The organism is Primorskyibacter aestuariivivens, assembly GCF_028023675.1.
GTDB lineage: Bacteria > Pseudomonadota > Alphaproteobacteria > Rhodobacterales > Rhodobacteraceae > Marinovum > Marinovum aestuariivivens.
Genome location: NZ_JAQIOZ010000003.1, coordinates 354,343 through 380,790, shown reverse-complemented (window position 1 = coordinate 380,790; position 26,448 = coordinate 354,343). Strand labels below are relative to the sequence as shown.

Genomic DNA, 26,448 nt, shown 5'->3' with positions numbered 1-26,448 from the left:
GCGGCAAACCCCCAGCCGTGGTCTACTGGCTAAGAAAAGACGAAACCCAATCAGGTCAGCAGGAGCAAAGAGTAGCTTAATTTACGCTGAACACTGTCCAAACACTGGGGAGTAGCTCATTCACGGGCGTTACGTCCCCCATGGCAACCGCGACCCTCTCCAACAGCTTGCGCCTTGAGGCATCGTCCACGAGTAGCCCGCGCCTTGCCAGCGCCGCATCCGTCAGCCCCCCGAAGCGATTTTCCATTTCAGTGGCTATGGTCTGCGATGTAGGCACCGCGAGCGGATGACTTCTGCCTGCCCTCGCCGCCCCGTCCATTTTCGCGACCCGCGCCCACATTTCCGGCGTACCCGGGTTATCGTCGAGAATGTCAAGGAAAGTCGCTACGACTTCGCCAGCAAGCGCCACAGCTTGCTTGTGTGACAGTGTCACAGGGCCTCGTCTCAGCGCCTCCCAATGGCTTTCAAGCGCGGCCAGAGCCGCCGCGAAGCGCTTCTTCGCCTCGGGCCAATACTTTGTTCTCAGCGATACCTTGGCATGTGTGGTGAGCTTGAGCTGGCAGATGCGGTCACCGATGGGCAGAGACACAGTCGCCCCAGAAGCGTTCGCCACCACATCACGAGGGACATGGACCCGAAGATAATAAGCCGATCCGATCAGGACAGGCAGGGGCATCGTGCATCTCATCGTGTACCACCTCTATGTACCAGTTGAGGCGGCGTATGTCCCTGATTCACAGGTTCTTTTGCGATTTCGATGCGGTAGTTTGGTGGGTGATGAGAGACTCGAACTCCCGACATCTTCGGTGTAAACGAAGCGCTCTACCAACTGAGCTAATCACCCGTGCCGCGTCTTTTGCCCCAGGACGCGGGCAAGCGCAAGCCGGATTCTCGACGGATAGGCGCAAAACATCTGGGAAAGAAAAACGTGCCCGGATCGGCGGATCGACGGGCACGTTTCAGGAATGATGGTGGGTGATGAGAGATTTGAACTCCCGACATCTTCGATGTGAACGAAGCGCTCTACCACTGAGCTAATCACCCGGTGACGCGCGTATTAGCGCCCCTTTCAGATCGGTGCAAGAGGGGTTTGCGCCCAAGTTCAGGTCTGGGGCAATTTTTGTTTCAACCGCACCCGAGTGGTCAGCACCGTGCCATTCGACACGGGCTTGGATTTCTTGATGATGATCTTGCCCATCGGATTGAGGTTGAGATCACGCCCGTCCTGAAGCGCATCCCCCATGATCTCCAGCATCGCCTCGACAACCGGCTTTGCGTCCCGCTTGGCGACGCCGGATTTCGACACGACCTCGGCCAGAAGCTCCTGTTTCTTGAGATCTGGCGCTGAGGTGACAGGCGTTTTTTCGGTGACCACCACGGGGGCCGGTTTGGGGGCCGCTGGAATGGAGTTGGCCGCAGGTTCAACAGGTTTCGCCGCCGCCTTCGCCTTGGCGGCGGTGCTTTTGGCGGTGGTCTTTCGGGTGGTCTTGGGAGCGGCGGTGGGCTTGGAACCGCGCGGCGCCGGTTTCGGTGTGGTTTTACTCGTCATTTTCTCACTGCTCGCCTGAATTGTTTCCCAAACGATAACAATCGTGACCTCAATGATCCACCCCGCTCCAAAACAGGACCGGTTGGATTGATAAATTTGCATTTCCCCGAAAACTGACACGGTCTTTTTTCGTCACGAGTGCCTCTTTCGGCCTGCCAGCCGGGGTTTTACGAGTTCGCCCCCCAAGGGGGACATATCCATGACAAAACTGATGATTGCGTCGCTTTTCGCCGGGTTCGCGTCGGGCGCTATGGCCGATGACGCGAAGCCGAAGATGAGCGCGGAAGAGTTCGAGCAGCAGGTGATCGTGTCGACACTTGACACCACCGGCAGGGAAGCCCTGATCGTGCTGACGGTCGTGACGATGGTGGCGCTGATCACCGCACTGACCGACCCCTGGGTGGTCACTACTACTGACAGGGGCTGACCGCTGCCGGATGTTGCCGTCGACGCATGGCGCTCAGGACTGTGGGTCACCTACAAACGATAAAGGGCCGCATGCGCGGCCCTTTGCTTTTTCTGTAGCGCGAACCGTCAATGCGCGCGCGCGGCTGCCCCGTCTTCGCCGGAGGCCAGCGCCTGGGCGGCGGCCTCTTCTGCAGCCTCGTCCCATTCGATCGGCTCCGGTTCGCGCACCAGCGCCAGTTTGAGAACCTCAGACACGTGTTTGACGGGGATCAGCTCAAGCCCCTCTTTCACATTGTCCGGGATGTCGGCCAGATCCTTTTCGTTCTCTTCGGGGATGAGAACGGTCTTGATCCCGCCGCGCAATGCTGCCAGCAGCTTTTCCTTGAGCCCGCCGATGGGCATCGCGTTGCCGCGCAAGCTGACCTCGCCGGTCATGGCGATGTCCTTGCGCACCGGGATGCCGGTGAGCACCGAAACGATGGAGGTCACCATGGCCAGACCGGCAGACGGCCCGTCCTTGGGCGTGGCGCCATCGGGGACGTGCACGTGAATGTCCCATTTCTCGAATTTCGGAGGCTTCACCCCAATCTGCGGTGAGATCGAGCGCACATAGGAAGAGGCCGCGTCGATGGACTCCTTCATCACGTCGCCCAGCTTGCCGGTGGTCTTCATCCGGCCCTTGCCCGGCAGTTTCAGCGCCTCGATATGCAACAGGTCGCCGCCCACGGACGTATAGGCCAGACCGGTCACGACACCGACCTGGTTTTCCTCTTCGGCGAGCCCGTAGCGGTGTTTGCGCACGCCAAGGAAGTCGGAGAGGTTCTCAGATGTGACTTCGACCGTCTCGACTTCTTTCTTGATCAGCTTGGTCACGGCCTTGCGCGCGATCTTGGAAATCTCACGCTCAAGGTTCCGCACACCGGCCTCGCGCGTGTAGTAGCGCACGATATCGGTCAGCGCGTCATCGCCCAGCGAGAACTCACCTTTTTTCAGCCCGTGGTTCTTGACCTGTTTGGGGATCAGGTGGCGCTTGGCGATCTCGGATTTCTCATCCTCGGTGTAGCCTGCCAGCGGAATGATCTCCATCCGGTCCAGAAGGGGCCCTGGCATGTTGTAGCTGTTCGAGGTGGTCAGGAACATGACGTTCGACAGGTCGTATTCCACTTCGAGATAGTGGTCGACAAAGGTCGAGTTTTGTTCCGGATCAAGCACTTCGAGCATGGCCGAGGCCGGGTCGCCGCGGAAATCCTGACCCATCTTGTCGATCTCATCGAGCAGAATGAGCGGGTTCGTCGTCTTGGCCTTTTTCAGCGCCTGGATGATCTTGCCCGGCATGGAGCCAATGTAGGTCCGGCGGTGGCCACGGATTTCGGACTCGTCACGCACGCCGCCCAGCGAGATGCGGATGAACTCGCGCCCGGTTGCCTTGGCCACGGATTTGCCGAGCGAGGTTTTCCCCACGCCCGGAGGACCCACAAGGCACATGATCGGGCCTTTGAGCTTTTTTGAGCGTTGCTGCACCGCCAGATATTCGACGATGCGTTCCTTGACCTTTTCCAGACCGTAATGGTCGTCATCCAGAATGGTCTCGGCGCGCGACAGATCCTTTTTCACGCGGGACTTGGTGCCCCAAGGGATCGACAGCATCCAGTCGAGGTAATTGCGCACGACGGTGGCCTCGGCCGACATGGGGCTCATGTTCTTGAGCTTTTTCAGCTCCGCCTCGGCCTTTTCGCGGGCTTCCTTGGATAGCTTGGTCTCGGCGATTTTCGCCTCAAGTTCAGCGACTTCGCCCTCACCCTCTTCGCCGTCACCCAGCTCTTTCTGAATGGCTTTCATCTGCTCATTCAGATAGTATTCGCGCTGTGTGCGCTCCATCTGGGATTTGACGCGGGTCTTGATCTTTTTCTCGACCTGCAGGACGGACATTTCGCCCTGCATCAGACCATAGACCTTTTCCAGCCGCTCCGAGACCGACAGCGTCTCAAGCAGGTCCTGTTTCTGGTCCACTTCGATGCCCAGATGCCCGGCGACAAGATCGGCAAGCTTGGCCGGTTCATCGGTTTCCGACACGGCTGCCAGCGCCTCTTCGGGGATGTTCTTCTTGACCTTGGCGTAGCGCTCGAACTCCTGACCCACGGTGCGCTGCAGGGCGTCAATCGACGCCTGATCGCCCGGCATTTCGGTCAGGTAGTCACAGGTCGCCTCGAAAAACTCTTCGTTTTCAAGGTAGTCGATGATGCGCACGCGCGCCACGCCTTCGACCAGCACCTTGACGGTGCCATCGGGCAGTTTCAGCAGTTGCAGCACATTGGCCAGAACGCCGGCCTTGTAGATGCCGGATGCGTCCGGATCATCGACCGAGGGGTCGATCTGGCTCGACAGCAGGATCTGCTTGTCATCGGCCATCACCTCTTCGAGCGCGCGCACCGATTTCTCGCGCCCCACGAAAAGCGGCACGATCATATGCGGAAACACGACAATGTCGCGCAGCGGCAGGACGGGATAGCTTGAGTTGAGAGGCTCTTGCATGCTCTTTCCTTGTTCTTGGCAAGCCGGTCACGCCCCGCTTGGCGGCAGCTCTGACCAGCTCCTGTCAGGAGGGTGAATGTGGGGCGCGCACCGCCCCATTTCAACCTGTTTCCCCGGATTCGACGAAGAATGCCTGTGGCTGTCGGGCGGCGCAAGGTGGCAAAAGGTCAAAAGGTGAATGTCCTGCGCCGGGGCAGAGACCGGCGCGGGCAAATTCCTTCCAAGGAATTTGCAAATTCTGTCGACAGAATTTGGCGCACCCGCCCCAACCCGTTTGAGCAATTGTGGCAATTTCGCGAAAATTGCACCGTTTTGCCACAATCCCGCCCTGCCCCGCAGGCAGTCTGCCGCCAAACCCGCGTCTGGCCCTGCCCGGCGCGGGATGTCTGTTGCAAGGGTGCCCGCCATGAAGGCCATGATTTCCGATCTGCTCTACTCCAGAGAATTCCGCAATTCGCTTTGGGGGGCCATGGCGCGGGGGCTGATACGCCGCACCGCCAAGCGGATGAACTATTCCGTGGATTTTCAGGTGGATATGCTGGCGGTGGAGCGCCCGCATTATGCCTATTGCATGCTCAATGCCGCGCGGTTGGGCAGGCTGCTGGGCCATGACCGGATTTCCGCCATCGAGTTCGGCGTCGCCGGCGGCAACGGGCTGGCCTATATGTGCGACTTTGCCAAGGACGTGAAACGCGTGACCGGCGTGACGGTCGAGTGCTACGGCTTTGACACTGGCGCGGGCATGCCGGAGCCCGAAGGCGCTTATGACCTGCCCTATTGGTTCGCCGCCAAGCAATACAAGATGGACCAGCCCGCGCTACAGGCGCGCGTGCCGCAGGCCAAGCTGGTGATCGGCGATATCCGCGAAACCATTGCCGGATTTCTGGAGACGCACACACCCGCGCCCATCGGCGTGATGTTCAACGATACCGATTACCATTCCTCAACCCGTGAAAGCTTTCGCATCTTTGACGCGGTGGCGGACAAACCCGAGCATTTCCTGCCGCGCATCTTCATGTATTTCGACGATGTTCTGGGCTCAGAGCTGGAAATGTATGGCGAGCATAACGGCCAGCTGCGCGCCATTGCCGAGTTGAACGCCGAACAGGAGGCGGTGCGCATTCACCGCAACCAGAACCTGATCCATCAGGATTACCTGCCCTACCGGCACCAGATCTATTATGGTCACCTGTTCGAGCATCCCGACTACAACACCTATATCGGTGAGGGTCGTCAGGAGGCAATCGAGGGGCTGCTCAAGCTCCGGACCTAGGCCCGCTGTCAGGCAAGAACTGCCGCGTCGCCATCCCGCTCCGGCGCAACCCCGCACCGGTGACCGGAGGCCACCACGCAGAAGCCTCGGATATCAGCACCGCGATCCTGCCGCAGAATGCAATCGCGCATCCGGATTTGAGGAAACCCCGCCTGCCCAAGCAGGTCGGCCACGTAGTCCGGAGAATGCGCAAACCGGCGGCTTTCCCTCAGTTCCACCGGCCTGTCCGCCCATTCCAGGGTAAAGGCGACATGGCCCTTTAGCGCCAGCGCCCCGGCACACCACCCGATGATCTGTTCCAGCGCCCCGAGATAGATGAACACATCTGCCGCAACGATCAGGTCAAAGACGGCGCGAACCGGTTCCAGCGTCCCCAAGTCACGCTTTTCCAAAAGGTCGTAAATGCCCTTGGCCGCCGCCTCATCCAGCATCCGGCCCGAGATATCGTAGCCTTCCAACCAGTCGCAGGCCTCGCGCAGGGCCACGCCCATAAGCCCGGTGCCGCAGCCAAGGTCCAGCACACGCGGCGCATGGGCGAACCCGGACTCGGCCAGCGCGCGGGTCAAAAGCTCCGGCCCCCGGTAGGCCAGCTTGTTTACCAGCGCATTGTCAAAGCGCGGGGCATATTGGTCAAAGAGAAGTTCGACAAAGGCCGCAGGCATCCGTTCGGCCACCGGAACCTTGAGCAGCAGGTCGCGTTTCAGCCCAGCGCCGAAAGGATCCGACGGGTCGGCCTCAATGGCGCGACGCCACGCCTCGGCCGCCTGATCCGGCGCGCCCGCGCCTTCGAAATACTCGCCCAGCCGGAACCAGCCCGCCGCCCAGCCCGGGGCAATCTTCAGCGCACCTGACAGAACCTCGATAGCAGCGGAAAGTTCGCCGAGATGCGCCATGGTTTCAGCATAGGCCGCGCGACGGTCCGCAGACAGGTCGCCCGAAGGAAATGGCGTTCCAACCATCGCTTGTGCTTTCCGGTGGGCCCCGTCTGCCGTGCGTCATCCGGGCGCGCGGGGGAATACTGCGCCAGAGCCGCGCAGCAAGCCGCCGATAGGGGAAATGGAGCAATTCTGTCAAGACAAATCGCTGTCGCGACGCCGGGCACGCCGGGATCAGAGAGGGTCGATATCGCCCTGTTCGCGGCCCGCATGGAAATCGGTTTGCCAGGCGTCAAAGGTGCCTGCGGCAATCGCGTCGCGCATGCCCTGCATGATATCCTGATAATAATGCAGGTTGTGCCATGTGAGCAGCATGGACGAAATGATCTCCTGGCTGCGGAACACGTGGTGCAAATAGGCGCGCGAATACTTGCGGCAGGCCGGGCAAGAGCAGTTTTCATCCAACGGGCGCGGGTCATCCTGGTGGCGGGCATTCTTGATGTTCAATTGCCCGTGCCGGGTAAAGACCTGCCCCGTGCGGCCCGAGCGTGAGGGCAACACGCAATCCATCATGTCGATGCCGCGCGCCACGGCACCGACAATATCGTCGGGCTTGCCCACCCCCATGAGGTAGCGCGGCTTGTCCCCGGGCAGTTGTTCGGGCGCGTAGTCGAGACAGGCAAACATCGCCGCCTGCCCCTCGCCCACGGCGAGACCACCCACCGCGTATCCGTCAAAGCCGATCTCGCGCAGGGCCTGCGCCGAGGCGGCGCGCAAGTCCTGTTCCAACCCGCCCTGCTGGATGCCAAAGAGCATATGGCCGGGACGGTCGCCAAAGGCCTCGCGCGAGCGTTTCGCCCAGCGCATCGACAGCTCCATACTCTTGGCTATCGCGTCGCGGTCGGCGGGCAGCGCGGGGCATTCGTCGAAACACATGACGATGTCGGAACCCAGAAGCTCCTGAATCTCCATCGACCGCTCCGGCGACAGCATATGTTTCGAGCCGTCGATATGGCTTTTGAAGGTCACCCCTTCCTCGGTCAGCTTGCGCAGGCTGGCAAGGCTCATCACTTGAAAGCCGCCGCTGTCGGTCAGAATGGGCCGCTCCCAGTTCATGAACCTGTGCAAGCCCCCCAGTCTCGCGATCCGCTCCGCCGTGGGCCGCAGCATCAGATGGTAAGTATTGCCCAGCAGAATATCCGCCCCAGTGGCGCGGACATTCTCGGGCAACATCGCCTTGACCGTGGCGGCGGTGCCGACGGGCATGAAGGCGGGTGTACGGATCTCGCCGCGCGGGGTGTCGATGGTGCCGGTCCGGGCGCGGCCATCGGTGGCATGAAGCGTGAAAGAGGTGCTCTGGGTCATGGGGCGCGATGTGCCTGTTTTCTGCGTAGTTGTCGAGACGCATAGCGCGTGACGCTTGATCCCCCCTGCCCCGCTTGCTACCGCTAAGGGCCAACCGGGAGCAAAATATGACAGATGAAATCAAACTGGGCTGGGAAGAATGGGTGTCCTTGCCGGACCTGGGATTGCCTGCGATCCGGGCCAAGGTGGATACGGGCGCGCGGACCTCGGCCCTGCATGCCTATGACATCGAGCGGTTCGGCCCGGCCTCGAAACCCAAGGTGCGCTTTGCCGTGCATCCGATCCCGGGGCGCGATGACCTGTCGATCCCCTGTTCGGCGGAGGTGCTGGACCGGCGCGAGGTGACAAGCTCCAATGGCGAGACCGAGACGCGCTATGTGATCCGTACCAATCTGGAAGTGGCGGGGCAGCGCTGGCCCATCGAGATCACGCTCACCGACAGGCGGGGCATGTCGAACCATATGCTGCTGGGGCGGCAGGCGCTGAACGAGAATGTCACCGTGGTGCCGTCCGAGAAGTTCCAGCAGCCCGAACTGAGCTTTGAGGTCTATCACTCCACCCGCGTGCGCAAGCTGGCGCCGAACCGGGCGCTGCGCGTGGCGGTGCTGTCGCGCGAGGCGAATTATTCCACTGCACGGCTGGTGGCCGAGGGCGAGAGCCGCGGGCACGTGGTCGAGGTGATCGACACAACGCGCTGCTACATGGCGATCAACGCGCTGGCCCCCGAAGTGCATTACGATGGCAAGCGCCTGCCCCGGTTCGACGCTGTGGTGCCGCGCATTGGTGCCTCGATCACCAGTTACGGCACGGCAGTGATCCGGCAGTTCGAGACCATCGGCACCTATTGTGTGAATGGCTCCGAGGGCATCGCGTCCAGCCGGGACAAGCTGTTCGCCCATCAGCTCATGGCGCGGCACAAGATCGGCATGCCCAACACCGCCTTTGCGGCCTCACCCAAGGATACCGACAGCCTGATCGGTCTGGTGGGCACCGCGCCGCTCATCGTGAAGCTGCTGGAAAGTACGCAGGGCAAGGGCGTGGTGCTGGCCGAGACCAAGAAGGCCGCGCAATCGGTGATCGACGCGTTCCGGGGGCTCAAGGCGAATTTCCTTGTCCAGCAATTCGTCAAGGAGGCGGCGGGCGAGGATATCCGCTGTCTTGTCGTGGGGGGCAAGGTCGTGGCGGCGATGAAGCGCACCGGGGCCGAGGGCGATTTCCGCTCGAACCTGCATCGCGGCGGCTCGGCCAAGGTGGTGCGCATCAGCAAGGAGGAGCGCGAGGCGGCGGTGCGTGCGGCCAAGGTGTTCGGGCTGAAACTCGCGGGCGTGGACCTGTTGCGCTCCGAGGCCGGGCCGAAGGTGCTGGAAGTGAATTCCTCGCCCGGCCTGGAGGGTATCGAAAAAGCCAGTGGCAAGAATATCGCCGGAATGCTCTATGATCACATCGAGGCCCATGTCCGGCCCCAGCCTGTGCGGCGGCGCAAGACCAAGTAAACCTCCGCTGCAGATCACGAGATATTGAAAAACCGGGCCGTCGCGCCCAAATGTATACCATTGCATACCATATTGGAGCGCTTGAATGGAAGAATTGGTGCTTGATCTCCTGCAGGAAAACGTCGTGATCCTGCTGGCCGCCCTGTTCCTGATTGTTATTGTTCTCAAGGGGGTCAAGATCGTCCCGCAATCGGACAAATTTGTTGTCGAGCGCTTTGGACGCCTGCATTCCGTGCTTGGGCCGGGCATCAATTTCATCGTGCCGTTTCTGGACCGCGTGGCACACAAGATCTCCATTCTCGAACGCCAATTGCCCACCCATAGCCAGGATGCGATCACCTCGGACAACGTGCTGGTGCAGGTCGACACCTCGGTCTTTTACCGCATTATCGAGCCGGAAAAGACGGTGTACCGGATCCGCGATGTGGATGCCGCCATCGAGACCACAGTCGCAGGCATCGTGCGCGCCGAAATCGGCAAGATGGAGCTGGACCATGTGCAATCCAACCGCTCGGCGCTGATCACAACGATCAAAGCCAGCGTCGAGGATGCGGTGGACAGTTGGGGGATCGAAGTGACCCGGGCCGAGATCCTTGATGTGAACCTTGATCAGGCCACCCGCGAAGCGATGCTGCAGCAGCTCAACGCCGAACGCGAACGCCGGGCACAGGTGACCCGCGCCGAGGGCGCGCGCCGGGCCGTCGAACTGAACGCCGATGCCGAGCTGTATGCCGCCGAACAGACCGCCAAGGCGCGCCGCATCGAGGCGGATGCCGAGGCCTATGCAACAAGCGTTGTAGCCAAGGCGATAGCCGAGAACGGGCTGGAGGCCGCGCAATACCAGGTGGCGCTGAAACAGGTCGAGGCCATGGGCGCGCTGGGCCAGAGCCAGGGCAACCAGACCATCGTTGTCCCGGCTCAGGCGCTGGAAGCCTTTGGCGACGCGTTCAAGATGCTGAAAGGGCGCGGATGATGGCGGATTACTTGTCGATCTGGTGGGCGTGGCTGGCGTTCGCGCTGGTGCTGGCCATCGTGGAAACACTGGTGCCGGGGTTCTTTTTCCTTGGCTTTGCGATCGGCGCGGCGCTGGTGGGGTTGGCGCTGTTGGGTCCGCTGGCGCTTTTGTCACCGCCGCTTTTGTTGTTGATCTTTGCGGGGCTGTCGCTGGCGGCGTGGCTGGTGCTGCGCAGGATGTTCGCCCTGCCCAAGGGGCAGGTCAAAACTTTCGAGCATGATATCAACGACTGACCGGCCCTGCCGGAAAGTCGGCAACGCTGGCACTGGACGAAGCCGGGGCTATTTCCTATATGTTTGCTAAGGAATAACACGAGGCCCCGTGATGAACGACGCCACCCCGCCCATGGAAGGCGCGCCCCTGATCGCGCCATCAACCGCAGACCACCCGCTGTTCGACAGTATCGTCGAGGCGTGCCGCTCGGTCTATGACCCGGAAATTCCGGTGAATATCTATGATCTTGGCCTGATCTACACGATCTCGATCAGCGAAGAGAACGAGGTTCTGGTCATCATGACCCTGACCGCGCCGGGCTGTCCTGTGGCCGGTGAAATGCCGGGATGGATTGCCGATGCGATCTCACCCGTGGCGGGCGTCAAGGACGTGAATGTCGAGATCACCTGGGACCCGCCCTGGGGTATGGACATGATGAGCGACGAGGCCCGGCTGGAACTGGGCTTTATGTAGGCCAGAGGAGAGGCACAATGTTCGGCATTCCCGGCAAACAGGCTGTTAGCATGACCCCCGCCGCTATCCGTCAGATCACCAGACTGATGGAGAAAGACGGGCGTGCGGGCCTGCGCATCGGCGTCAAGAAAGGCGGCTGCGCGGGCATGGAATACACCATGGATTACGTGGACGAGGTCGACACCCATGACGAGGTGGTCGAACAGGATGGCGCGCGGGTGATGATCGCGCCCATGGCGCAGATGTTCCTGTTCGGCACCGAGATCGACTATGAGGTGTCGCTTTTGGAAAGCGGCTTCAAGTTCCGCAACCCCAATGTGGCCGATTCCTGCGGCTGCGGGGAATCGATCAAGTTCAAGGATGTCGAGGAACTGTCCGAAGAGTTCCCCGAGGGTGTTCCGAAGCTGAGCTAAGATTTCGGGGCGCGCGCGCCTGAGCGCCGCCCCGATCCCCGTCATGTCAGGTCGTCACATCTGGCGTCGTCCGGCCGATGAAGCCTTCCATATCGCTGATCTCCAGCGCCGCCGCCAAAACGCCGCTCAGCGCATCCTGTGGCGACATGCTGGTTTCACCGCCCTGCTCCGTCCCGCGCTCCAGATAGAGCCGGATCGTGGCCCCCTCCGTGCCTGTACCGGACAGCCGGAACACCGCACGGCCATCGCCCTCGAACCCAAGCCGAAGACCCTGATTTTCGCTCAGCGATCCGTCCACCGGGTCGTGATAAGAAAACTCATCGGCAAAGCTGACCGTCTGGCCCGCAAAGCTCTGCCCGGGCAGACCCGCCAGCTTGCCGCGCAGCGCGTCCATCATGGCGTTGGCCTTGTCGCTGGCCACAGCTTCGAAATCGAAGCGGGAATAGTAATTCCGCCCGTATGTCTGCCAGTGGTCGTTCACGATCTCGGCCACGGATTGTTTGCGCACAGCCAGAATGTTGAGCCAGAGCAGCACCGCCCAAAGCCCGTCCTTTTCGCGCACATGGTCGGAGCCTGTCCCGGCGCTTTCCTCGCCACATATGGTGACGCGCCCGGCATCCAGAAGATTGCCAAAGAATTTCCAGCCCGTGGGCGTCTCGAAACATTCCACACCCAGCGCGGCCGCAACGCGGTCGGCCGCGGCGCTGGTGGGCATGGAGCGCGCGATGCCAGAGATGCCTTTCTCATAGGCCGGGGCCAGATGCGCATTGGCCGCCAGAATGGCCAGACTGTCCGAGGGCGTCACATAGATGCCGCGCCCGACGATCATGTTGCGGTCCCCGTCGCCATCCGAGGCCGCGCCAAGATCAGGCGCATCCGCCCCCATCATCAGGTCCATCAGCGGTTTGGCCCAAATCGGGTTCGGGTCGGGATGGCCCTTGCCAAAATCCTCCAGCGGGATGCCATTCGCCACGGTGCCCGAGGGCGCGCCGAGGGTGTTTTCAAGGATTTCCGTCGCATAGGGACCGGTGACCGCGTGCATGGCATCAAAGCGCATGGTGAATCCGCCTGAAAAAAGCGCGCGGATCGCGTCGAAATCGAACAGCGTCTCCATCAGCGCCTTGTAGCTTTCGACCGGATCGACGACGCGCACGGTCATGTCGCCCAGCCGGGTCTCACCGATGCGGGCCAAGTCCACATCGTCAACCTCAGCGATCTGGTACTGGTCAATGCGTGTGGTGGCCTCGAATATCCGCGCGGTCAGCTTTTCGGGTGCCGGACCACCGTTTTCGGCATTGAACTTAACGCCGAAATCCTCGTCGATGCCGCCGGGATTGTGGCTGGCCGACAGGATGAAGCCGCCATCGGTCTTGTTCTGCCGGATCAGGTTGGAGGCGGCGGGCGTAGACAGGATGCCGTCCTGTCCCACGATGACCAGCCGCGCACCATTGGCGGCGGCCATTTTCAGGATGGTCTGGATGGCCTCGCGGTTGAAATAACGGCCATCACCGCCCACGACAAAGCTTTTGCCGCCCGCACCGCCAATCGCGTTCAGCGTGGCCTGAATGAAATTCTCAAGATACTCGGGCTCCATGAACACGCGGGTTTTCTTGCGCAGACCGGAGGTGCCGGGTTTCTGACCCTCGATCGGTGCCGTGGCTCTGGTGTCTACCTTCATGTCAGGTCTCCTCCTGTGTGTTGCCGCGTCCGGCGTCGTTCATGATCCGGGCCGTCCCCTGCAGGCCCGGGTTGTCTGGCAATTCTTCCAGGGTCGCAATGTATTTTCGCCGCCAGTTCGGATGTTCGTCGATGGTGCCGGGCAGGTTCTGCGCCTCAACCGTGTCGAGCATATCGTCGAGCTGCACCGCCACCAGATCGGCGTTGGAGGCGGCAAGGCGCGTGTGTACCATGGCTCCGAAATCGCCGTCCGCGGATTGTGCGGAGACTTCCTGCAAGCGCTGGACTTTCATCTCGCGCGCCTGCCCCGCGTCGATCCAGTCCAACCGCTCCCACCAATCGATATCGCGCCCGCAGGCATAGCCGCGCAGCGTGGGCGTGTCATGAGTGGCAAAGCAGGACAGCACCTGATGCGGGCTGTCCTGCGGGCGTGGGAACGTTCCGTCGGGCTGCTTTTCATATTGCATGACCGAATAGCCATAAAAGCCATGCGCGCGCATCGTGTCGCGGAACCCGTGCGGGACAAGACCAAGGTCTTCGCCAATCACGGCGCAATTGTTGCGCTCGGCCTCGATCTTGATCACCGCCATGAGCGCCTCAAACGGCTGGCGGATATAGGCCCCGGGGCTGCCATCATCGGGAATCCAGAAGCTGCGGTTCAGCCCCAGCACATGGTCGATCCGGATGATCCCCGCATGGCGCATGGTCTGGGCCAGCACGCGGCGCAGGGGCGCATAGCGCTGGGCTTTCATCTGTGCGGGGGCAAAGGCGGCAAGGTTCCAGTTCTGCCCCGCCGGGCTCAGGTGATCGGGCGGTGCGCCGATCGAGACGCCCCGGGCAATGGCGCTCTGCTCGCGCCAGCTCTCGCCGCCGTCACGGCGCGGCCCGACCGCCAGATCAAGGTAAAGCCCCAGCGACATGCCCGAGGCCTTTGCGCGTGCCTGTGCCTCGGCCAGTTGGGTGTCCGCGACCCATTGCAGCCACAAGTGAAAGTCGGCGCGCGCCGGATCGGGCGCGGTTTGCCGTGCTGGCCAGTCGCGCCAATCGGCCCCGTTCCGCTCGGACAGCGCCTCGAACCGGGCAAACCCGGCCAGACCCGAACCGCGCGCAGCCTTGAACGCCTCAAAGCCCTGCTTTGCCGCGTCGCCTGCGCCCTCGCGGAAACGGCGATACAAATTTTCAAGCGTTGCTGTATGCGCCTGTTTATGGGCAGCGTATTGAACCGTGTCGGTATCCCGGAGCGCTTGCAGGGCAGACAGATCACAGGCCGCGACATCCGGCACCGCATCCAGCGCGATATAAGCGGTGTTCAGGAACCCCCGGTCCGATGGGGAATAGGGGCTGATCGCCTCTTGGTCGGAAAAACCCATATTGTGCAACGGGTTGATGCCAAGAAACCCGGCCCCGCTCTGGCCCGCGATCTCCGCCGCATTGGCAAGGTCGGCGAAGTCCCCCAGCCCCGCATTGCGCGCCGAGCGCAGCCCGTAAAGCGCAAGGTTCAACCCCCAAAGCCGCCCCTGCCCGGTCAGGTCAGACACGGACGGCAAGCTGCGCGGCGCGGCCAGCACGGTCACCGTCTCGGTCCGCCCCGATGCGGTCGCGGTGAGCACATAGACGCCCGAACGCAGGGGCGGCAGGGTGATGTGATCGGCGGGCTGGCCCTCGGCCTGCACGGCATCGTCCCCGTCGAGGCACAGGTACCATTCTGCCCCCAGCCCGAAACTCAGCGGGTGAGACACGCCGCTTTCGACGATGATCTCTTCGGGGAACCACCGGTCGTCACGCCGGTGACGCAGATCATCCAGCGCGTCACGCATCGCAGCCTCGCTTGACACGTCAAACCCGTTGGCCGCCACCAGCGCGCGCAGCGTGTCCGGGCTGGTCGGGCGCTCCACGCCTTGCAGGTCATGATAGGTGGGTTCGATCCCGCACAGATCGGCCAGCGCGGACAGGGTGTGATCGTCACTCATGTCTCTGTCCCCCGCCCCAGCGCGAAGGCGACAACGGATTGCCCGGCCACCGTCACCGTGCCGGTTTCAGCCTGCGAGTCCTGATCGGGACGGTCAGTGTCGATCTTGCGTATCCAGTGCTGACCTACGGGCGGTTCGGGCAGAACGACCTTTTCCTCGCCGGGGCTGCGGTTGAACACGAGAAACACGGCGTCATCCTGCGGCTCATACTCCGGCGCGGAACTGGAGCCGCGCAGGGTCACGCAGAGATCGGCAAGCCCGGGGTCGCGCCATTCCAGCGGCTCGCCCTGAAAATCGCGCCATTCCACATCCCGCAGGCCATCCGCCGCGCGCTTGCCGCCATGCAGGAACCGGCTTTGCCGCAGGCTGGGATGGACCTGCCGAAATTCTGAGAGCCGCTGCACGAAAGACAAAAGCGCCTCATCTGCCTTGTCCCAGTTGATCCAGCCGATCTCGTTGTCCTGACAATAGGCATTGTTGTTGCCGCCCTGCGAATTGCCGATTTCGTCGCCCGCCAGCAGCATCGGCGTGCCCTGTGACAGAAAGAGCGTGGCCAGCATGTTGCGTTGACGGCGCGCGCGGGTGGCACGGAATGCGGGATCGTCGGTATCGCCCTCAACCCCGCAATTGTCGCTGAAATTGCTGTGGTGGCCATCGCGGTTCTTCTCGGTATTGGCGTGGTTGTGGCGCTGGTTGTAGCGCGTCACATCGGCCAGCGTGAACCCGTCATGCGAGGCGATGAAATTGATCGAGGACCAGGCCCGCCGCCCGCCCCGGTCGAACATATCCGCCGAGCCCAAAAGCCGCGCGCCAAGCTCCTGCGCGCTGTGGGCATCCCCGCGCCAGTAGCGGCGCAGGGTATCGCGGTAGCTGTCGTTCCACTCGGAAAACACGTGTGGGAACTCGCCCAGCCGGTAACCGCCCGGACCGATGTCCCAAGGCTCGGCGATCAGGCGCACGCCGGCCAGTACCGGATCCTGCCGCAACGCGTCGAAAAACCCGCCATTGGGGGCAAACCCATGATCCTCGCGGCCCAGCGTCGTGGCCAGATCAAAGCGGAACCCGTCCACTCCCATGCACTCGACCCAGAACCGCAGGCTGTCGAGCACCATGCGCAGCACATATGGATGCGCCACGTTCACCGTGTTGCCGCAGCCGGTATCGTTGACATAGAAACGCGGCCGCCCGGCGCTCAGCCGGTAATAGGAGGCGTTGTCCAGCCCCCGGAAGCTCAGCGTCGGGCCGCGCTGATCACCCTCGGCGGTGTGGTTATAGACCACGTCGAGGATCACCTCGATCCCGGCGGCATGAAACCGGTCGACCATGGCGCGGAAGCCGTGCAGGCCCTCGGGGCCGAAATAGCGCGGCTCGGGCGCGAAAAACGCGATGGAGTTGTAGCCCCAATAGTTGCGCAACCCCCGCTCCAGCAGGAACTTGTCGTCGATGAACCCATGCACCGGCAACAGCTCAATGGCCTGCACGCCCAAAGCCTTGAGGTGGTCGATCACCGCGTCCGAGGCCAGCCCCTCATAGGTGCCGCGCAGCGCCTCGGGCACGCCCGGATGCTCCTGGGTCAACCCCTTGGGATGCGCTTCATAGATCAGGTCACGCGCGCCGCCGGTCCTGTGTCGCCCGGCAAGCCCCTGAAACAGCGCCGGGTCGGACACCACGGATTTCGGCACAAAGGGCGCGCTGTCACGCGGATCGAAAGACAGGTCTTCCTCGGGCGCATCCACGTCATAGCCGCAGAGTGCCGGATGGTTGACCCATTGCCCGCGCATCTCACGCGTATAGGGGTCCAGCAACAGCTTGTTCGGGTTGAACCTGTGGCCCTGTTCGGGCGCATAGGTGCCATGCGCACGGTAGCCATAGAGCGTGCCTACGGGCAGCCCGTCGAGATAGCCGTGCCAGATGGGGCCGGTGCGTTCGGGCAGCGCAATGCGCTGTTCTTCGCGGCTGCCATCGGCGGAAAACAGGCACAGTTCGATCTTGTCCGCGTGCTCGGAAAACACCGCGAAATTCACGCCATTGCCGTCGTGATGCGCGCCAAGCCTGTCCGGGCTGCCCCCCGAGAGCGGATAGGTCTGCATACTTACCCCTGGCGCTGCAATGCGGATCGATAGACGTCCAGATAGGCCGCCGCCGACAGGTCCCAGCCCACCGGGTGGCCCATTGCGCGGCGCATCATGCCGGTCCAGGTATCAGACTGCGCATAAAGCGCGCAGGTCCGTGCAATCGCATGGCCCAGCATCGTGGAGGTGACCGGGGCGAACTGTACCCCGGTGGCGCAACCTGCCAGCAGCGCGGCTTCGTTCGCGTCGATCACCGTGTCGGCCAGCCCGCCGGTCCGCGCCACCACCGGCAGCGTGCCATAGCGCAGCCCGTAAAGCTGGGTCAGCCCGCAAGGTTCAAAGCGCGACGGGATCAGGATCGCATCGCTGCCGCCCTGCAACAGGTGCGAAAGCGCTTCGTCATAGCCGATGATGCACCCTACCGCGCCGGGGAACTGCCGGGTTGCCTCGACAAAGGCGCGTTCCAGCCCCGGTTCGCCCGAGCCAAGTAGGGCCAGCCTGCCGCCCTGTTCCACCAGACCGGGCAGGCAGTCCAGCAGCATGTCCAACCCCTTTTGCGACGTCAGGCGGCTGACCACGCAGAACAACGGCCCGTTACCTGGGGACAGCGCAAAGCGCGACTGGATTTCCGCCTTGTTCGCCGCTTTTCCGTCCAGCGCCTCGGTTGTGTAATTGGCGACCAGATCGCCATCGGTGGCGGGGTTCCACGCGTCCAGGTCGATCCCGTTCAGGATGCCCACAAGGTCACCCTGACGGCTGGCCAGCAGTCCCTCCAACCCCATGCCGAATTCCGGCGTCAGCAGTTCCGCGGCATAGGTCGGCGAAACGGTGGTAATCTTGTCCGACAGGGCAAGCCCCGCCTTCAGGAAGCCGATCCTGCCGTAATATTCGATCCCCTCGGGCGTAAAGAGGTCCGAGCGCAGGCCAAGCGCCGCGAGGCGGGTGGCATCGAACAGGCCCTGAAAGGCGATATTGTGGATGGTCATCACCACCGGCGTGGCGTTGTCCATCTGGCGCAGATAGGCGGGCACCAGCCCGGCCTGCCAGTCATGGGCGTTGATCACGTCCGGCTGCCAGCCTTCGATCCCGTCCACCGCCACGCGCGCGCCCGCCAGCGAAAGGGCAGCAAAGCGCAGGTCATTGTCCGGCCAGTCCTGCCCGTCCGGGCCAAGGTAAATGCTGCCCGCCCGGTCATAAAGATGCGGCGCAACCAGCAGCAGCATGTCCAGCCCCTCGGCATGCGCCGCAACCACGCGCGCCGGACCGCCGAACAGATCGTCAAAACGCAGGACCTCGCGCGCGCCCTCGACCACGCTTGCAAGCGCCGGGTAGGCCGGGATCAGCACCCGCACGCTGGCGCCTTGCGCGCCCAGCGCCTTGGGCACCGCGCCGATGACATCGGCCAGCCCGCCGGTCTTGACGAAAGGCGCGCATTCCGAGGCGACGAAGAGCAGGTTCATGTCAACCGTCCAGCTTGTCGATCATCGGTTGGGTGATCAGGCAGATGCCATTGTCGGTGCGCCGGAAGCGTGCGGCATCGGCCTTGGCGTCTTCGCCGACAACCAGACCTTCGGGGATCTTCACGCCCCGGTCGATCACCGCGTTCTTGATCCGCGCATTCCGCCCGATCTCGACATAGGGCATGGCCACCACGCCTTCGAGCTCGGCAAAGGAGCGCGTCCTGACCCCGGTAAAGAGCAGGCAGCGGTCCAGTTTCGAGCCGGAGATGATGCAGCCGCCCGACACCATGGACGACACGGCGTGACCCTTGCGGCCCTCTTCGTTGTGGATGAACTTGGCCGGGGGCGTCAGTTCCGAATAGGTCCAGATCGGCCATGTGTTATCATAGAGGTCCAGTTCCGGCTTGAAATCGGTCAGGTCCACATTGGCCTGCCAGAAGGCATCCACCGTGCCCACATCGCGCCAATAGGCCTCTTCCTCAAGCCCCGAGCGCACGCAGGAACGGCTGAAGGGATGCGCCACGGCTTTGCCATCACGCACGATCGCCGGAATGATATCGCCGCCGAAATCGTTCCTGGAGTCGGGATTGGCGGCATCCTTGCGCAGCAGGTCATACAGGTATTCGGCCTCGAACACGTAGATGCCCATGCTGGCCAGGGCCTGATCGGGGTGGCCCGGCATGGCGGGCGGATCGGCGGGCTTTTCGACGAAATCCAGAATCCGGTCGCTTTCGTCCACCTTCATCACGCCAAAGGCCGTGGCCTCTTGGCGCGGCACCTCGATACAGCCCACGGTCACATCGGCGCCGCTATCCACGTGATGGCGGAGCATCAGCGAATAGTCCTGTTTATAGATGTGATCACCGGCGAGGATGATGATGTATTTCGGGCCATAGCCGCGAATGATGTCGATATTCTGGGTCACGGCATCCGCTGTGCCCTTGTACCAGTTCTCATTGTTGAGCTGTTGCGAGGCGGGCAGGATATCCAGCGATTCATTGCGTTCGGCGCGAAAGAAGCTCCAGCCCCGTTGCAGGTGGCGGATCAGCGAATGCGCCTTGTACTGGGTGGCCACGCCGATGCGGCGAATGCCGGAATTGACCGCGTTGGACAGCGCAAAGTCGATGATCCGGGTCTTGCCACCGAAATACATCGCCGGTTTGGCGCGGATGTCGGTCAGCTCGTGCAATCGGCTGCCGCGTCCCCCGGCCAGCACGAACGCCATCGTGTTTTGCGCAAGGCGCTGAGATTCTCTGTCCATGTCTACTCCTCCCAAGCAGTCTGTTTGCCCATCCGGCGTCACGATCCGCGTTGCAGCTCGAAAATCAGTGTCGACAGTGGCGGTAATGTCAGTGACAGCGAATGCGCCCGCCCCGATGCGGCGATCTGTTCACTGTCCTTGAAGCCCATATTGCCCCGGTCGCCTCCGCCATAGATGGCCGCGTCCGTGTTCAGTTTCTCGACCCAGCGCCCCGCTTCGGGCACACCGATGCGGCGCGCGCTGCGCTCCACGGGGGTGAAATTGCTCACCACGAGGACCGGGGCGGCATCGGCTTTGCCCTTGCGGATCCAGGCGAGGATCGATTCATCTGCCGCACCCTCTTCGACCCACTCGAAGCCTTCAGGCCTGCAATCAAGCTGGTGCAGCGCCGGTGTGTCGCGATAGACCGCGTTCAGATCGCGGATCAGCGCCTGCATGCCCGTGTGCGGCGCGACATCCAGCAGGTGCCAGTCAAGGCTGGCATCGTGGTTCCATTCCACCCCTTGGGCAAATTCGCAGCCCATGAACAACAGCTTCTTGCCCGGATGGCCCCACATGAACCCGTAATAGGCACGCAGATTGGCGAATTTCTCGTCGCCCTGCCCAGGCATCTTGTCGATCATCGAGCCTTTGCCATGCACCACCTCGTCGTGGCTGATCGGCAGCACGAAGTTTTCAGAAAAGGCGTAATGCAGCCCGAATGTCATCTTGTGATGATGGTATTTGCGGTGGATCGGGTCCTGTTGCATGTAGGACAGGGTGTCGTTCATCCAGCCCATGTTCCATTTGAAGCCAAAGCCCAGCCCGCCACTGTCCGCGGGCGCACTGACGCCCGGAAAGGCGGTTGATTCCTCGGCAATGGTCATCACGCCGGGCGCTTCGCCATAGGCCACGGTATTGGCGCGCTGCATGAAGGCGATGGCCTCGAGGTTTTCGCGCCCGCCATGTTCGTTGGGGATCCATTCACCGTCTTTGCGCGAATAATCGCGATAGAGCATCGAGGCCACCGCATCCACGCGCAGCCCGTCGATGTGATGCTCGCGCAGCCAGTAAAGCGCATTGGCAACAAGGTAATTCGACACCTCGCGCCGCCCGTAATTGTAGACCAGCGTGTTCCAGTCCGGGTGGAACCCTTCGCGCGGGTCGGCATGCTCATACAGCGGCGTGCCGTCGAATTTGCCAAGCCCATGGGCATCCTCGGGGAAATGCCCCGGCACCCAGTCGAGGATCAGGCCCAGACCCGCCGCGTGGCAGGCTTCGACAAAGGCGCGGAATTCCTCGGGGGTGCCGTGGCGGATGGTTGGGGCGTAGAGCCCGACGGGCTGATAGCCCCATGAGCCGTCAAAGGGAAACTCGGATACCGGCATCAGCTCGATATGGGTGAAACCCATGTCCTTGGCGTAGCCCACCAGTTCCTGCGCGTGCTCAAGATAGGACAGCGGGCGGTTGCCCTCGTCCGGGACACGTTTCCACGAGCCCAGATGTACCTCGTAGACCGAAATCGGCTGATCAATGCGGTGCAGGGCCTCGCGTCTGGACATCCACGACGCGTCGGACCAGACATGGCCGTCCAATTGCCGCACGACCGAGGCAGTCTTGGGCGGGTGTTCCGCGCCAAAGCCGAACGGGTCCGCCTTTTGCGGCAAAAGATGCCCGTTGCGGTCCAGCAGTTCGTATTTATACGGCTCGCCATCGCCAATGTCCGGAATGAAGATTTCCCAGACACCCGTCGCCCCGCGCAGGCGCATCGGGTTACGGCGGCCATCCCATGCATTGAAGTCCCCCACCACGGACACGCGGGCCGCATTGGGCGCCCAGACGGCGAAATGCGTGCCGGTCGCGCCTTCATGCTCCATCACATGCGCGCCAAGCACCTGCCAGAGATTGAGATGCGCGCCCTCGGCGATCAGGTGTTCATCCATCTCGCCCAGAACCGGGCCGAACATATAGGGGTCCTGCATCTCCCAGACATGGTCGCCCTTGGTGAAGCGCAGGCGATAGGCAAACGCGTTCTTGCGCCGCGTGGCGGTGCCGGTGAACAGGCCGGGATATTCCGGCATCCGGTCTAGCGACACCACCTTGCGGCCGGTCTTGGCGTCCAGAACGTCTACGCCATCCGCGTCCGGGTGATAGACCCGGAGCGTTGGGCGCCCGTCCACAAGATGCATACCCAGAACGGAAAAAGGGTCGGCATGTGTGCCTGATGTGATCTTGTCAGCGTCCAGCGTGTCGATCATGCCTAAGCCCCCCGTTTATCCCCTGCCCCGGTTTTGACCCGGTGTCAGGCTTTGTTGACTGATTCCACGTTCCAGATGTCGCGCGCATATCCGGCAATCGTCCGATCCGACGAAAACCACCCCATGCGCGCCGTGTTGGCCGCCGCCATGCGGGTCCAAAGAGTGGTGTCCTGATAGACCCTATCAACTTCCCGCTGTTTTGCGAAATAATCGTCGAAATCGCAGGTCACGAGGAAATAGTCATGTTCATGCAGGTTATGCAGGATGTCGTCGTAGCGATGCGTGTCGCCGTCCGAGAACACGCCTTGCGCAATCAGACCCAGCGCGCGTTGCAAACGCGGGCTGGCGGCGATGGCGCGGTGTGAGAAACCCGGCTCTTCGCGCGTCGCCTGTGCCTCGGCCGCGGTCAGGCCAAACAGGAAGAAGTTGTCTTCGCCCACATGGTCGCGGATTTCCACATTGGCCCCGTCCAGCGTGCCGATGGTCGGGCTGCCGTTCAGTGACAGTTTCATGTTGCCCGTCCCTGACGCTTCCTTGCCTGCGGTCGAGATTTGTTCCGACAGGTCAGAGGCCGGGATCAGCAGTTCCGCCATCGAGACATTGTAGTTTTCCGGATAGACCACCTGCAAAAGTTCGCGGGTGACCGGGTCTGCGTTGATGGTGCGGGCCACATCATTGATCAGGCGGATGATCGACTTGGCAAAGACATAGCCGGGCGCGGCCTTGCCGCCGAACAGCTTGACGCGCGGGGTCCAGTCCCCGTTCGGGTTGTCACGGATTTCGGCCCAGAGCGCGATGGTCTCAAGAATGTTCAGATGCTGGCGCTTGTATTCGTGGATGCGCTTGATCTGCACATCAAACAGCGCCGAGGTGTCGATGCTCACGTCATGGCGCGCCTTGAGCCACGCGGCAAGCCGGTCCTTGTTGGCGGTTTTGGCCGCGCGGAACGCTTCCTGAAACCCGGCATCGTCCAGATGCGGCTCCAGATCGGCCAGATGGGCCAGATCCTGATGCCATTTCGTGCCGATGGTGTCCGTGATCAGATCGCGCAGCGCCGGGTTGCAGGAATAGAGCCAGCGGCGCGGCGTGATGCCGTTGGTCTGGTTCACGATGCGGTCGGGATAGAGTTTGTCGAGATCGGCAAAGACCGTCTCCCTGACCAGCCCCGAATGCAGCGCCGAGACCCCGTTGACCTTGTGTGCCATGATAAAGGCCAGTTCGCCCATACGCACATTGCCGTGGTCCAGAATGCGGATATCCGACCCGGTGTCGCGCAGGTGGCGGTCCTGAATGGCGCGGATGATGTCGAGATGGCGCGGCAGGATGCGACCGAACAGATCCTCGGGCCAGGCTTCCAGCGCTTCGGGCAACAGCGTGTGGTTGGTATAGGCCAGCGTCTCGCGCGCCAGATCAATCGCCGCATCCATCTCCAGCCCGTGGGTATCCACCAAGAGCCGCACCAGTTCCGGACCGGCGATGGCCGGATGTGTATCATTGAGCTGGATCGCCACGTGGTCGGGCAGTTCCGCGATATCATAGCCCTCGGACAGGAAGCGGCGCAACAGGTCCTGAATTGAGGCGGCGGTAAAGAAATACTCCTGTTTCAGGCGCAGTTCCTTGCCGCTTTCGGTGGTGTCATCGGGATAGAGCACGCGGGTGATCGTGCGCGCCAGCCGCTCGGGCGTGTTGGCCGCGACATAGTCGCCACGGTTGAAGCTGGCCAGATCGAAGACATCCACGGGCCTTGCATCCCACAGGCGCAGCGTGTTGGCCCATTTGCCCTTCCAGCCCACGGTGGGGGTGTCAAAGGCCGTGGCCAGCACCCGTTCACCCGGGGTCCAGACGGGTTTGCCACCCTCTTCGCTCACATGACCGCCAAAGCCGATCTCATAGGCCACTTCGGGGCGCTCAAACTCCCAGACATGGCGCTGCTCCAGCCAGCGTTCGGCAATCTCCATCTGCTGCCCATCGCTGAAATGCTGCTCGAACAGCCCGTGTTCATAGCGGATCCCGTAGCCATAGGCCGGGATTTCCAGCGTCGAAAGACTGTCCATGAAACACGCGGCCAACCGGCCCAGCCCGCCATTGCCCAGCGCCGCGTCGGGCTCATCGGCAACAACCGCGTCATAATCCTGACCCAGCGCAGAAAGCGCCTCGCGCACCTGATCCTGAACGCCGAGATTGATCATGACGTCTTCGATCAGCCGCCCGATCAGAAACTCCATCGACAGGTAGCACACGCGCTTGTGCTTGCCCTCATAGGTCTTGCGGGTGGAGGCAAACCACGGCTCGACAACCCGGTCACGCAGGGCCAGTGACACGGACACGCGCCAGTCATAAAGGCTCGCATGTTCGGCATCCTTGCCGAGCGAGAACTTCAGGTGCCGGGAGATATCGGATTGCAGCGCGTCGGCCTGCATCATGGACTGGTTCGGTTCGATCATGTCACTCTTTTTCGTTGCGCGCGTGAACGCCGTGTAAGAACGGATACTGGATATCACTTGAGCCAAAGGTGCAAGCCGAAGCGCCCCGGCCTTAAACGAAACCTGATGCATGCGGGCGGGCACGCATCCGGTTTCGATATCGGTTCACAGGGTTTACTTGGCCGCGGTTTTCGCCTTGGCGCGGCTGGCGCGTTTCGGCGCGGATTTGGCTTTATCGGCAGTCGCGGTCTTGGGGGCCGCTTTGGCTTTGCTCTTGGCCGCTGGTTTTGCGGCCGCTTTGGCCTTCGGGGCCGCTTTGGTTGCGGCCTTACGCTTGGGTTTGGCCGGGGTCAGCGCGTCAATGGCCTTGAGCCAATGCGCCTGATCCATGCCTTCGGGCTGGCCGTCTTCGAGCCAGAAATAATAGGCGGCTTCGCGGATCTGCGCTTCATCCAGATGTGTTTGCGTCATGTCACGTCCTCGGTTCGGGGGCATATAAATGCCTTGAATTGATAGCGCTAACATATACGGTCGTTTCTGCGAATGCACAACAGTTCGGAACAGGGCCGCAAAAGCCGTGATGCATCCACGCATCACGCTGCCGCTGAGCTGTTGTAATGACTACAGAATTGATCCATGCGCCGCCCGACACAGGCGGGGTCTCACGACCACGGGGAAACGTTCGAGACTTCGAGACATGCGCCGTACCATGCCCGCAGAACCAGAATCGCGCCGGTTTGGCCGCTAGGACGTTTTCAGGTGGACATAGGTTTCCCGGAACCGTTTCGCCAAATGGTCCCCCGCCCGGATCACCTTGTCAGACCCGTGCGGGGCGACATTGGCATCGTGATTGGGATTGAAGAACATCGGCACCGAGATGCGTTCCTGCGCCGAACCGCGCACCCGGTGCAGCGTCGCCTTCACGCGCCCCTCGGTCCACATTTCCAGCATTTCGCCGAAATTGATCACAAAGGTTCCGGGCTCGGCCGTCACCGGAATCCACCCGCCATCCCGGCCCAGCACCTCAAGCCCCGGCACGCCGTCCGTGGCCAGCAGCGTCAGGCAGCCATAGTCGGTATGCGCCGCAATGCCGAAATCCTTGTCGCCGGCCCAATCGGGACGTTCCGGGTAATAATTGCCCCTGAGCAACGCCATGGGCCGGGTGAATTTGTCGTCGAAGTAATCGGACGGCGCGCCAATGGCCCGGGCGATGGCTCGCAGCATCTCCATCGAAACGCCCAGCGCGTCGCGGTAATAGGCCTGCACCTCGCGGCGGAAATTCTCGTGCCCCTCAGGCCAGAGATTGTCGGCATAGACGGCCAGGCCTTCGGCGCGCAGCGGATCATCGGAGGCCAGTTCGAAACCGCAGTCGAAGACCTGTTTGTAATCGGGATTGGCGTCCGGATCGACCTGTTCGCTCTGCGGCGCGCCCCAGCCGCGATTGGCCCCGGTGCGGGCCATGTCGACCGCCTCTTTCTCGGCCAGCGGATATTGAAAGAACCGGCGATAGGCGGCAATCACCTCCTCGACGCGCGCGCGGGTCAGCGCGGTGTTGCTCAGGGTGAGAAAGCCCACATCATGGGCAGCGTCGCGCAGACGGGTCAGCGTCTCCGGGTCACCGGCGGCAAGCGCACGGGCATCAATCATCGGGATCATGGCGGCTCTCCTTGCCGCCCCGTATATCTGGCTCAGTTTGGGGTGCAAGCGGGCCGGCGCGCAAGCGGGGTTGACCTTTGGT

Annotated in this window: 21 protein-coding genes and 2 tRNA genes; 7 read left to right on the top strand and 16 right to left on the bottom strand. The window is 62.3% G+C overall.

Annotated elements, in window-relative coordinates; translation table 11 throughout:
* Positions 1-76: 76 nt before the first annotated feature.
* The 4 genes from PGB28_RS03905 to PGB28_RS03890 all read right to left on the bottom strand — a co-directional run bounded on the left by PGB28_RS03905 (position 77) and on the right by PGB28_RS03890 (position 1,549).
* Positions 77-676 (bottom strand): DUF6538 domain-containing protein, encoded by a 600-nt coding sequence (locus PGB28_RS03905; protein ID WP_271420172.1) that lies wholly within the window; start codon positions 674-676, stop codon positions 77-79.
* A 92-nt stretch (positions 677-768) separates the two neighbouring features.
* Positions 769-844: transfer RNA gene (locus PGB28_RS03900), tRNA-Val, on the bottom strand.
* A 125-nt stretch (positions 845-969) separates the two neighbouring features.
* Positions 970-1,044 (bottom strand) — tRNA-Val (locus PGB28_RS03895).
* A 58-nt stretch (positions 1,045-1,102) separates the two neighbouring features.
* Complete coding sequence (locus PGB28_RS03890) at positions 1,103-1,549, bottom strand: HU family DNA-binding protein (protein WP_271420171.1); 447 nt, start codon at positions 1,547-1,549, stop codon at positions 1,103-1,105.
* Positions 1,550-1,748: 199 nt separating this feature from the next.
* On the opposite strand from PGB28_RS03890, the gene PGB28_RS03885 reads away from it, so the two are divergent.
* Complete coding sequence (locus tag PGB28_RS03885) at positions 1,749-1,976, top strand: hypothetical protein (protein ID WP_271420170.1); 228 nt, start codon at positions 1,749-1,751, stop codon at positions 1,974-1,976.
* A 107-nt stretch (positions 1,977-2,083) separates the two neighbouring features.
* On the opposite strand, the gene lon is transcribed toward PGB28_RS03885, so the two are convergent.
* Positions 2,084-4,489: an endopeptidase La gene (gene lon / locus PGB28_RS03880; protein WP_271420169.1), complete on the bottom strand. Its 2,406-nt coding sequence runs from the start codon at positions 4,487-4,489 to the stop codon at positions 2,084-2,086.
* A gap of 406 nt (positions 4,490-4,895) precedes the next feature.
* Between lon and PGB28_RS03875 the strand changes: the two genes are divergently transcribed.
* Positions 4,896-5,762, top strand: a complete 867-nt coding sequence (locus PGB28_RS03875) for a hypothetical protein (protein ID WP_271420168.1) — start codon at positions 4,896-4,898, stop codon at positions 5,760-5,762.
* A gap of 8 nt (positions 5,763-5,770) precedes the next feature.
* Here PGB28_RS03875 and PGB28_RS03870 read toward each other — a convergent pair whose 3' ends face one another.
* Together PGB28_RS03870 and tgt are read right to left on the bottom strand one after the other, a co-directional pair.
* The gene (locus PGB28_RS03870) at positions 5,771-6,721 is read right to left on the bottom strand and encodes a class I SAM-dependent DNA methyltransferase (RefSeq protein WP_271420167.1); all 951 of its coding nucleotides are present in this window, start codon (positions 6,719-6,721) and stop codon (positions 5,771-5,773) included.
* 150 nt (positions 6,722-6,871) lie between these two features.
* Positions 6,872-8,002 (bottom strand): tRNA guanosine(34) transglycosylase Tgt, encoded by a 1,131-nt coding sequence (tgt, locus tag PGB28_RS03865; protein ID WP_271420166.1) that lies wholly within the window; start codon positions 8,000-8,002, stop codon positions 6,872-6,874.
* A gap of 107 nt (positions 8,003-8,109) precedes the next feature.
* Between tgt and rimK the strand changes: the two genes are divergently transcribed.
* The 5 genes from rimK (at position 8,110) to PGB28_RS03840 (ending at position 11,610) form a co-directional block, all read left to right on the top strand.
* Positions 8,110-9,495 (top strand): 30S ribosomal protein S6--L-glutamate ligase, encoded by a 1,386-nt coding sequence (gene rimK / locus PGB28_RS03860; RefSeq protein ID WP_271420165.1) that lies wholly within the window; start codon positions 8,110-8,112, stop codon positions 9,493-9,495.
* Between the two features lie 85 nt (positions 9,496-9,580).
* Entirely contained in the window at positions 9,581-10,468 is an 888-nt protein-coding gene (locus tag PGB28_RS03855) for an SPFH domain-containing protein (protein WP_271420164.1), read from the top strand.
* A complete protein-coding gene (locus PGB28_RS03850) occupies positions 10,468-10,743 on the top strand; it encodes an NfeD family protein (protein WP_271420163.1) in 276 nt (91 codons plus the stop codon). Before PGB28_RS03855 ends, PGB28_RS03850 begins: the two co-directional genes overlap by 1 nt.
* A 91-nt stretch (positions 10,744-10,834) precedes the next feature.
* A complete protein-coding gene (locus PGB28_RS03845; RefSeq protein WP_271420162.1) occupies positions 10,835-11,197 on the top strand; it encodes an SUF system Fe-S cluster assembly protein in 363 nt (120 codons plus the stop codon).
* Positions 11,198-11,214: 17 nt separating this feature from the next.
* The gene (locus PGB28_RS03840; protein WP_271420161.1) at positions 11,215-11,610 is read left to right on the top strand and encodes a HesB/IscA family protein; all 396 of its coding nucleotides are present in this window, start codon (positions 11,215-11,217) and stop codon (positions 11,608-11,610) included.
* 46 nt (positions 11,611-11,656) lie between these two features.
* Here PGB28_RS03840 and PGB28_RS03835 read toward each other — a convergent pair whose 3' ends face one another.
* The 9 genes from PGB28_RS03835 to PGB28_RS03795 all read right to left on the bottom strand — a co-directional run bounded on the left by PGB28_RS03835 (position 11,657) and on the right by PGB28_RS03795 (position 26,366).
* Entirely contained in the window at positions 11,657-13,288 is a 1,632-nt protein-coding gene (locus PGB28_RS03835; RefSeq protein WP_271420160.1) for an alpha-D-glucose phosphate-specific phosphoglucomutase, read from the bottom strand.
* A 1-nt stretch (position 13,289) separates the two neighbouring features.
* On the bottom strand, positions 13,290-15,257 hold the full coding sequence (gene malQ, locus PGB28_RS03830) for a 4-alpha-glucanotransferase (protein ID WP_271420159.1): 1,968 nt from the start codon (positions 15,255-15,257) through the stop codon (positions 13,290-13,292).
* Complete coding sequence (gene glgX, locus PGB28_RS03825) at positions 15,254-17,347, bottom strand: glycogen debranching protein GlgX (RefSeq protein WP_271420158.1); 2,094 nt, start codon at positions 17,345-17,347, stop codon at positions 15,254-15,256. Before glgX ends, malQ begins: the two co-directional genes overlap by 4 nt.
* A gap of 2 nt (positions 17,348-17,349) precedes the next feature.
* Positions 17,350-18,789 (bottom strand): glycogen synthase GlgA, encoded by a 1,440-nt coding sequence (gene glgA, locus PGB28_RS03820; RefSeq protein ID WP_271420157.1) that lies wholly within the window; start codon positions 18,787-18,789, stop codon positions 17,350-17,352.
* Between the two features lies 1 nt (position 18,790).
* Positions 18,791-20,050 (bottom strand): glucose-1-phosphate adenylyltransferase, encoded by a 1,260-nt coding sequence (gene glgC / locus PGB28_RS03815; protein WP_271420156.1) that lies wholly within the window; start codon positions 20,048-20,050, stop codon positions 18,791-18,793.
* A gap of 38 nt (positions 20,051-20,088) precedes the next feature.
* Positions 20,089-22,287 (bottom strand): 1,4-alpha-glucan branching protein GlgB, encoded by a 2,199-nt coding sequence (gene glgB / locus PGB28_RS03810; protein WP_271420155.1) that lies wholly within the window; start codon positions 22,285-22,287, stop codon positions 20,089-20,091.
* Positions 22,288-22,331: 44 nt separating this feature from the next.
* Entirely contained in the window at positions 22,332-24,731 is a 2,400-nt protein-coding gene (locus PGB28_RS03805; RefSeq protein WP_271420154.1) for a glycogen/starch/alpha-glucan phosphorylase, read from the bottom strand.
* Positions 24,732-24,884: 153 nt separating this feature from the next.
* Positions 24,885-25,181 carry a DUF2934 domain-containing protein gene (locus tag PGB28_RS03800; RefSeq protein WP_271420153.1) on the bottom strand — a complete coding sequence of 99 codons (297 nt, stop codon included), beginning with the start codon at positions 25,179-25,181 and terminating at the stop codon, positions 24,885-24,887.
* Positions 25,182-25,454: 273 nt separating this feature from the next.
* Positions 25,455-26,366 (bottom strand): isopenicillin N synthase family dioxygenase, encoded by a 912-nt coding sequence (locus tag PGB28_RS03795; protein WP_271420152.1) that lies wholly within the window; start codon positions 26,364-26,366, stop codon positions 25,455-25,457.
* Positions 26,367-26,448 lie beyond the last annotated feature (82 nt).

Coding starts and splice junctions, on each gene's coding strand:
- lon (WP_271420169.1), bottom strand. CDS start 4,489: ATGCAAGAGCCTCTCAACTCAAGCTATCCCGTCCTGCCGCTGCGCGAC.
- PGB28_RS03840 (WP_271420161.1), top strand. CDS start 11,215: ATGTTCGGCATTCCCGGCAAACAGGCTGTTAGCATGACCCCCGCCGCT.
- PGB28_RS03800 (WP_271420153.1), bottom strand. CDS start 25,181: ATGACGCAAACACATCTGGATGAAGCGCAGATCCGCGAAGCCGCCTAT.
- PGB28_RS03835 (WP_271420160.1), bottom strand. CDS start 13,288: ATGAAGGTAGACACCAGAGCCACGGCACCGATCGAGGGTCAGAAACCC.
- glgB (WP_271420155.1), bottom strand. CDS start 22,287: ATGATCGACACGCTGGACGCTGACAAGATCACATCAGGCACACATGCC.
- PGB28_RS03905 (WP_271420172.1), bottom strand. CDS start 676: ATGCCCCTGCCTGTCCTGATCGGATCGGCTTATTATCTTCGGGTCCAT.
- PGB28_RS03795 (WP_271420152.1), bottom strand. CDS start 26,366: ATGATCCCGATGATTGATGCCCGTGCGCTTGCCGCCGGTGACCCGGAG.
- PGB28_RS03850 (WP_271420163.1), top strand. CDS start 10,468: ATGGCGGATTACTTGTCGATCTGGTGGGCGTGGCTGGCGTTCGCGCTG.
- PGB28_RS03890 (WP_271420171.1), bottom strand. CDS start 1,549: ATGACGAGTAAAACCACACCGAAACCGGCGCCGCGCGGTTCCAAGCCC.
- PGB28_RS03845 (WP_271420162.1), top strand. CDS start 10,835: ATGAACGACGCCACCCCGCCCATGGAAGGCGCGCCCCTGATCGCGCCA.
- glgX (WP_271420158.1), bottom strand. CDS start 17,347: ATGCAGACCTATCCGCTCTCGGGGGGCAGCCCGGACAGGCTTGGCGCG.
- glgC (WP_271420156.1), bottom strand. CDS start 20,050: ATGGACAGAGAATCTCAGCGCCTTGCGCAAAACACGATGGCGTTCGTG.
- tgt (WP_271420166.1), bottom strand. CDS start 8,002: ATGACCCAGAGCACCTCTTTCACGCTTCATGCCACCGATGGCCGCGCC.
- PGB28_RS03875 (WP_271420168.1), top strand. CDS start 4,896: ATGAAGGCCATGATTTCCGATCTGCTCTACTCCAGAGAATTCCGCAAT.
- glgA (WP_271420157.1), bottom strand. CDS start 18,789: ATGAACCTGCTCTTCGTCGCCTCGGAATGCGCGCCTTTCGTCAAGACC.
- rimK (WP_271420165.1), top strand. CDS start 8,110: ATGACAGATGAAATCAAACTGGGCTGGGAAGAATGGGTGTCCTTGCCG.
- PGB28_RS03805 (WP_271420154.1), bottom strand. CDS start 24,731: ATGATCGAACCGAACCAGTCCATGATGCAGGCCGACGCGCTGCAATCC.
- malQ (WP_271420159.1), bottom strand. CDS start 15,257: ATGAGTGACGATCACACCCTGTCCGCGCTGGCCGATCTGTGCGGGATC.
- PGB28_RS03855 (WP_271420164.1), top strand. CDS start 9,581: ATGGAAGAATTGGTGCTTGATCTCCTGCAGGAAAACGTCGTGATCCTG.
- PGB28_RS03870 (WP_271420167.1), bottom strand. CDS start 6,721: ATGGTTGGAACGCCATTTCCTTCGGGCGACCTGTCTGCGGACCGTCGC.
- PGB28_RS03885 (WP_271420170.1), top strand. CDS start 1,749: ATGACAAAACTGATGATTGCGTCGCTTTTCGCCGGGTTCGCGTCGGGC.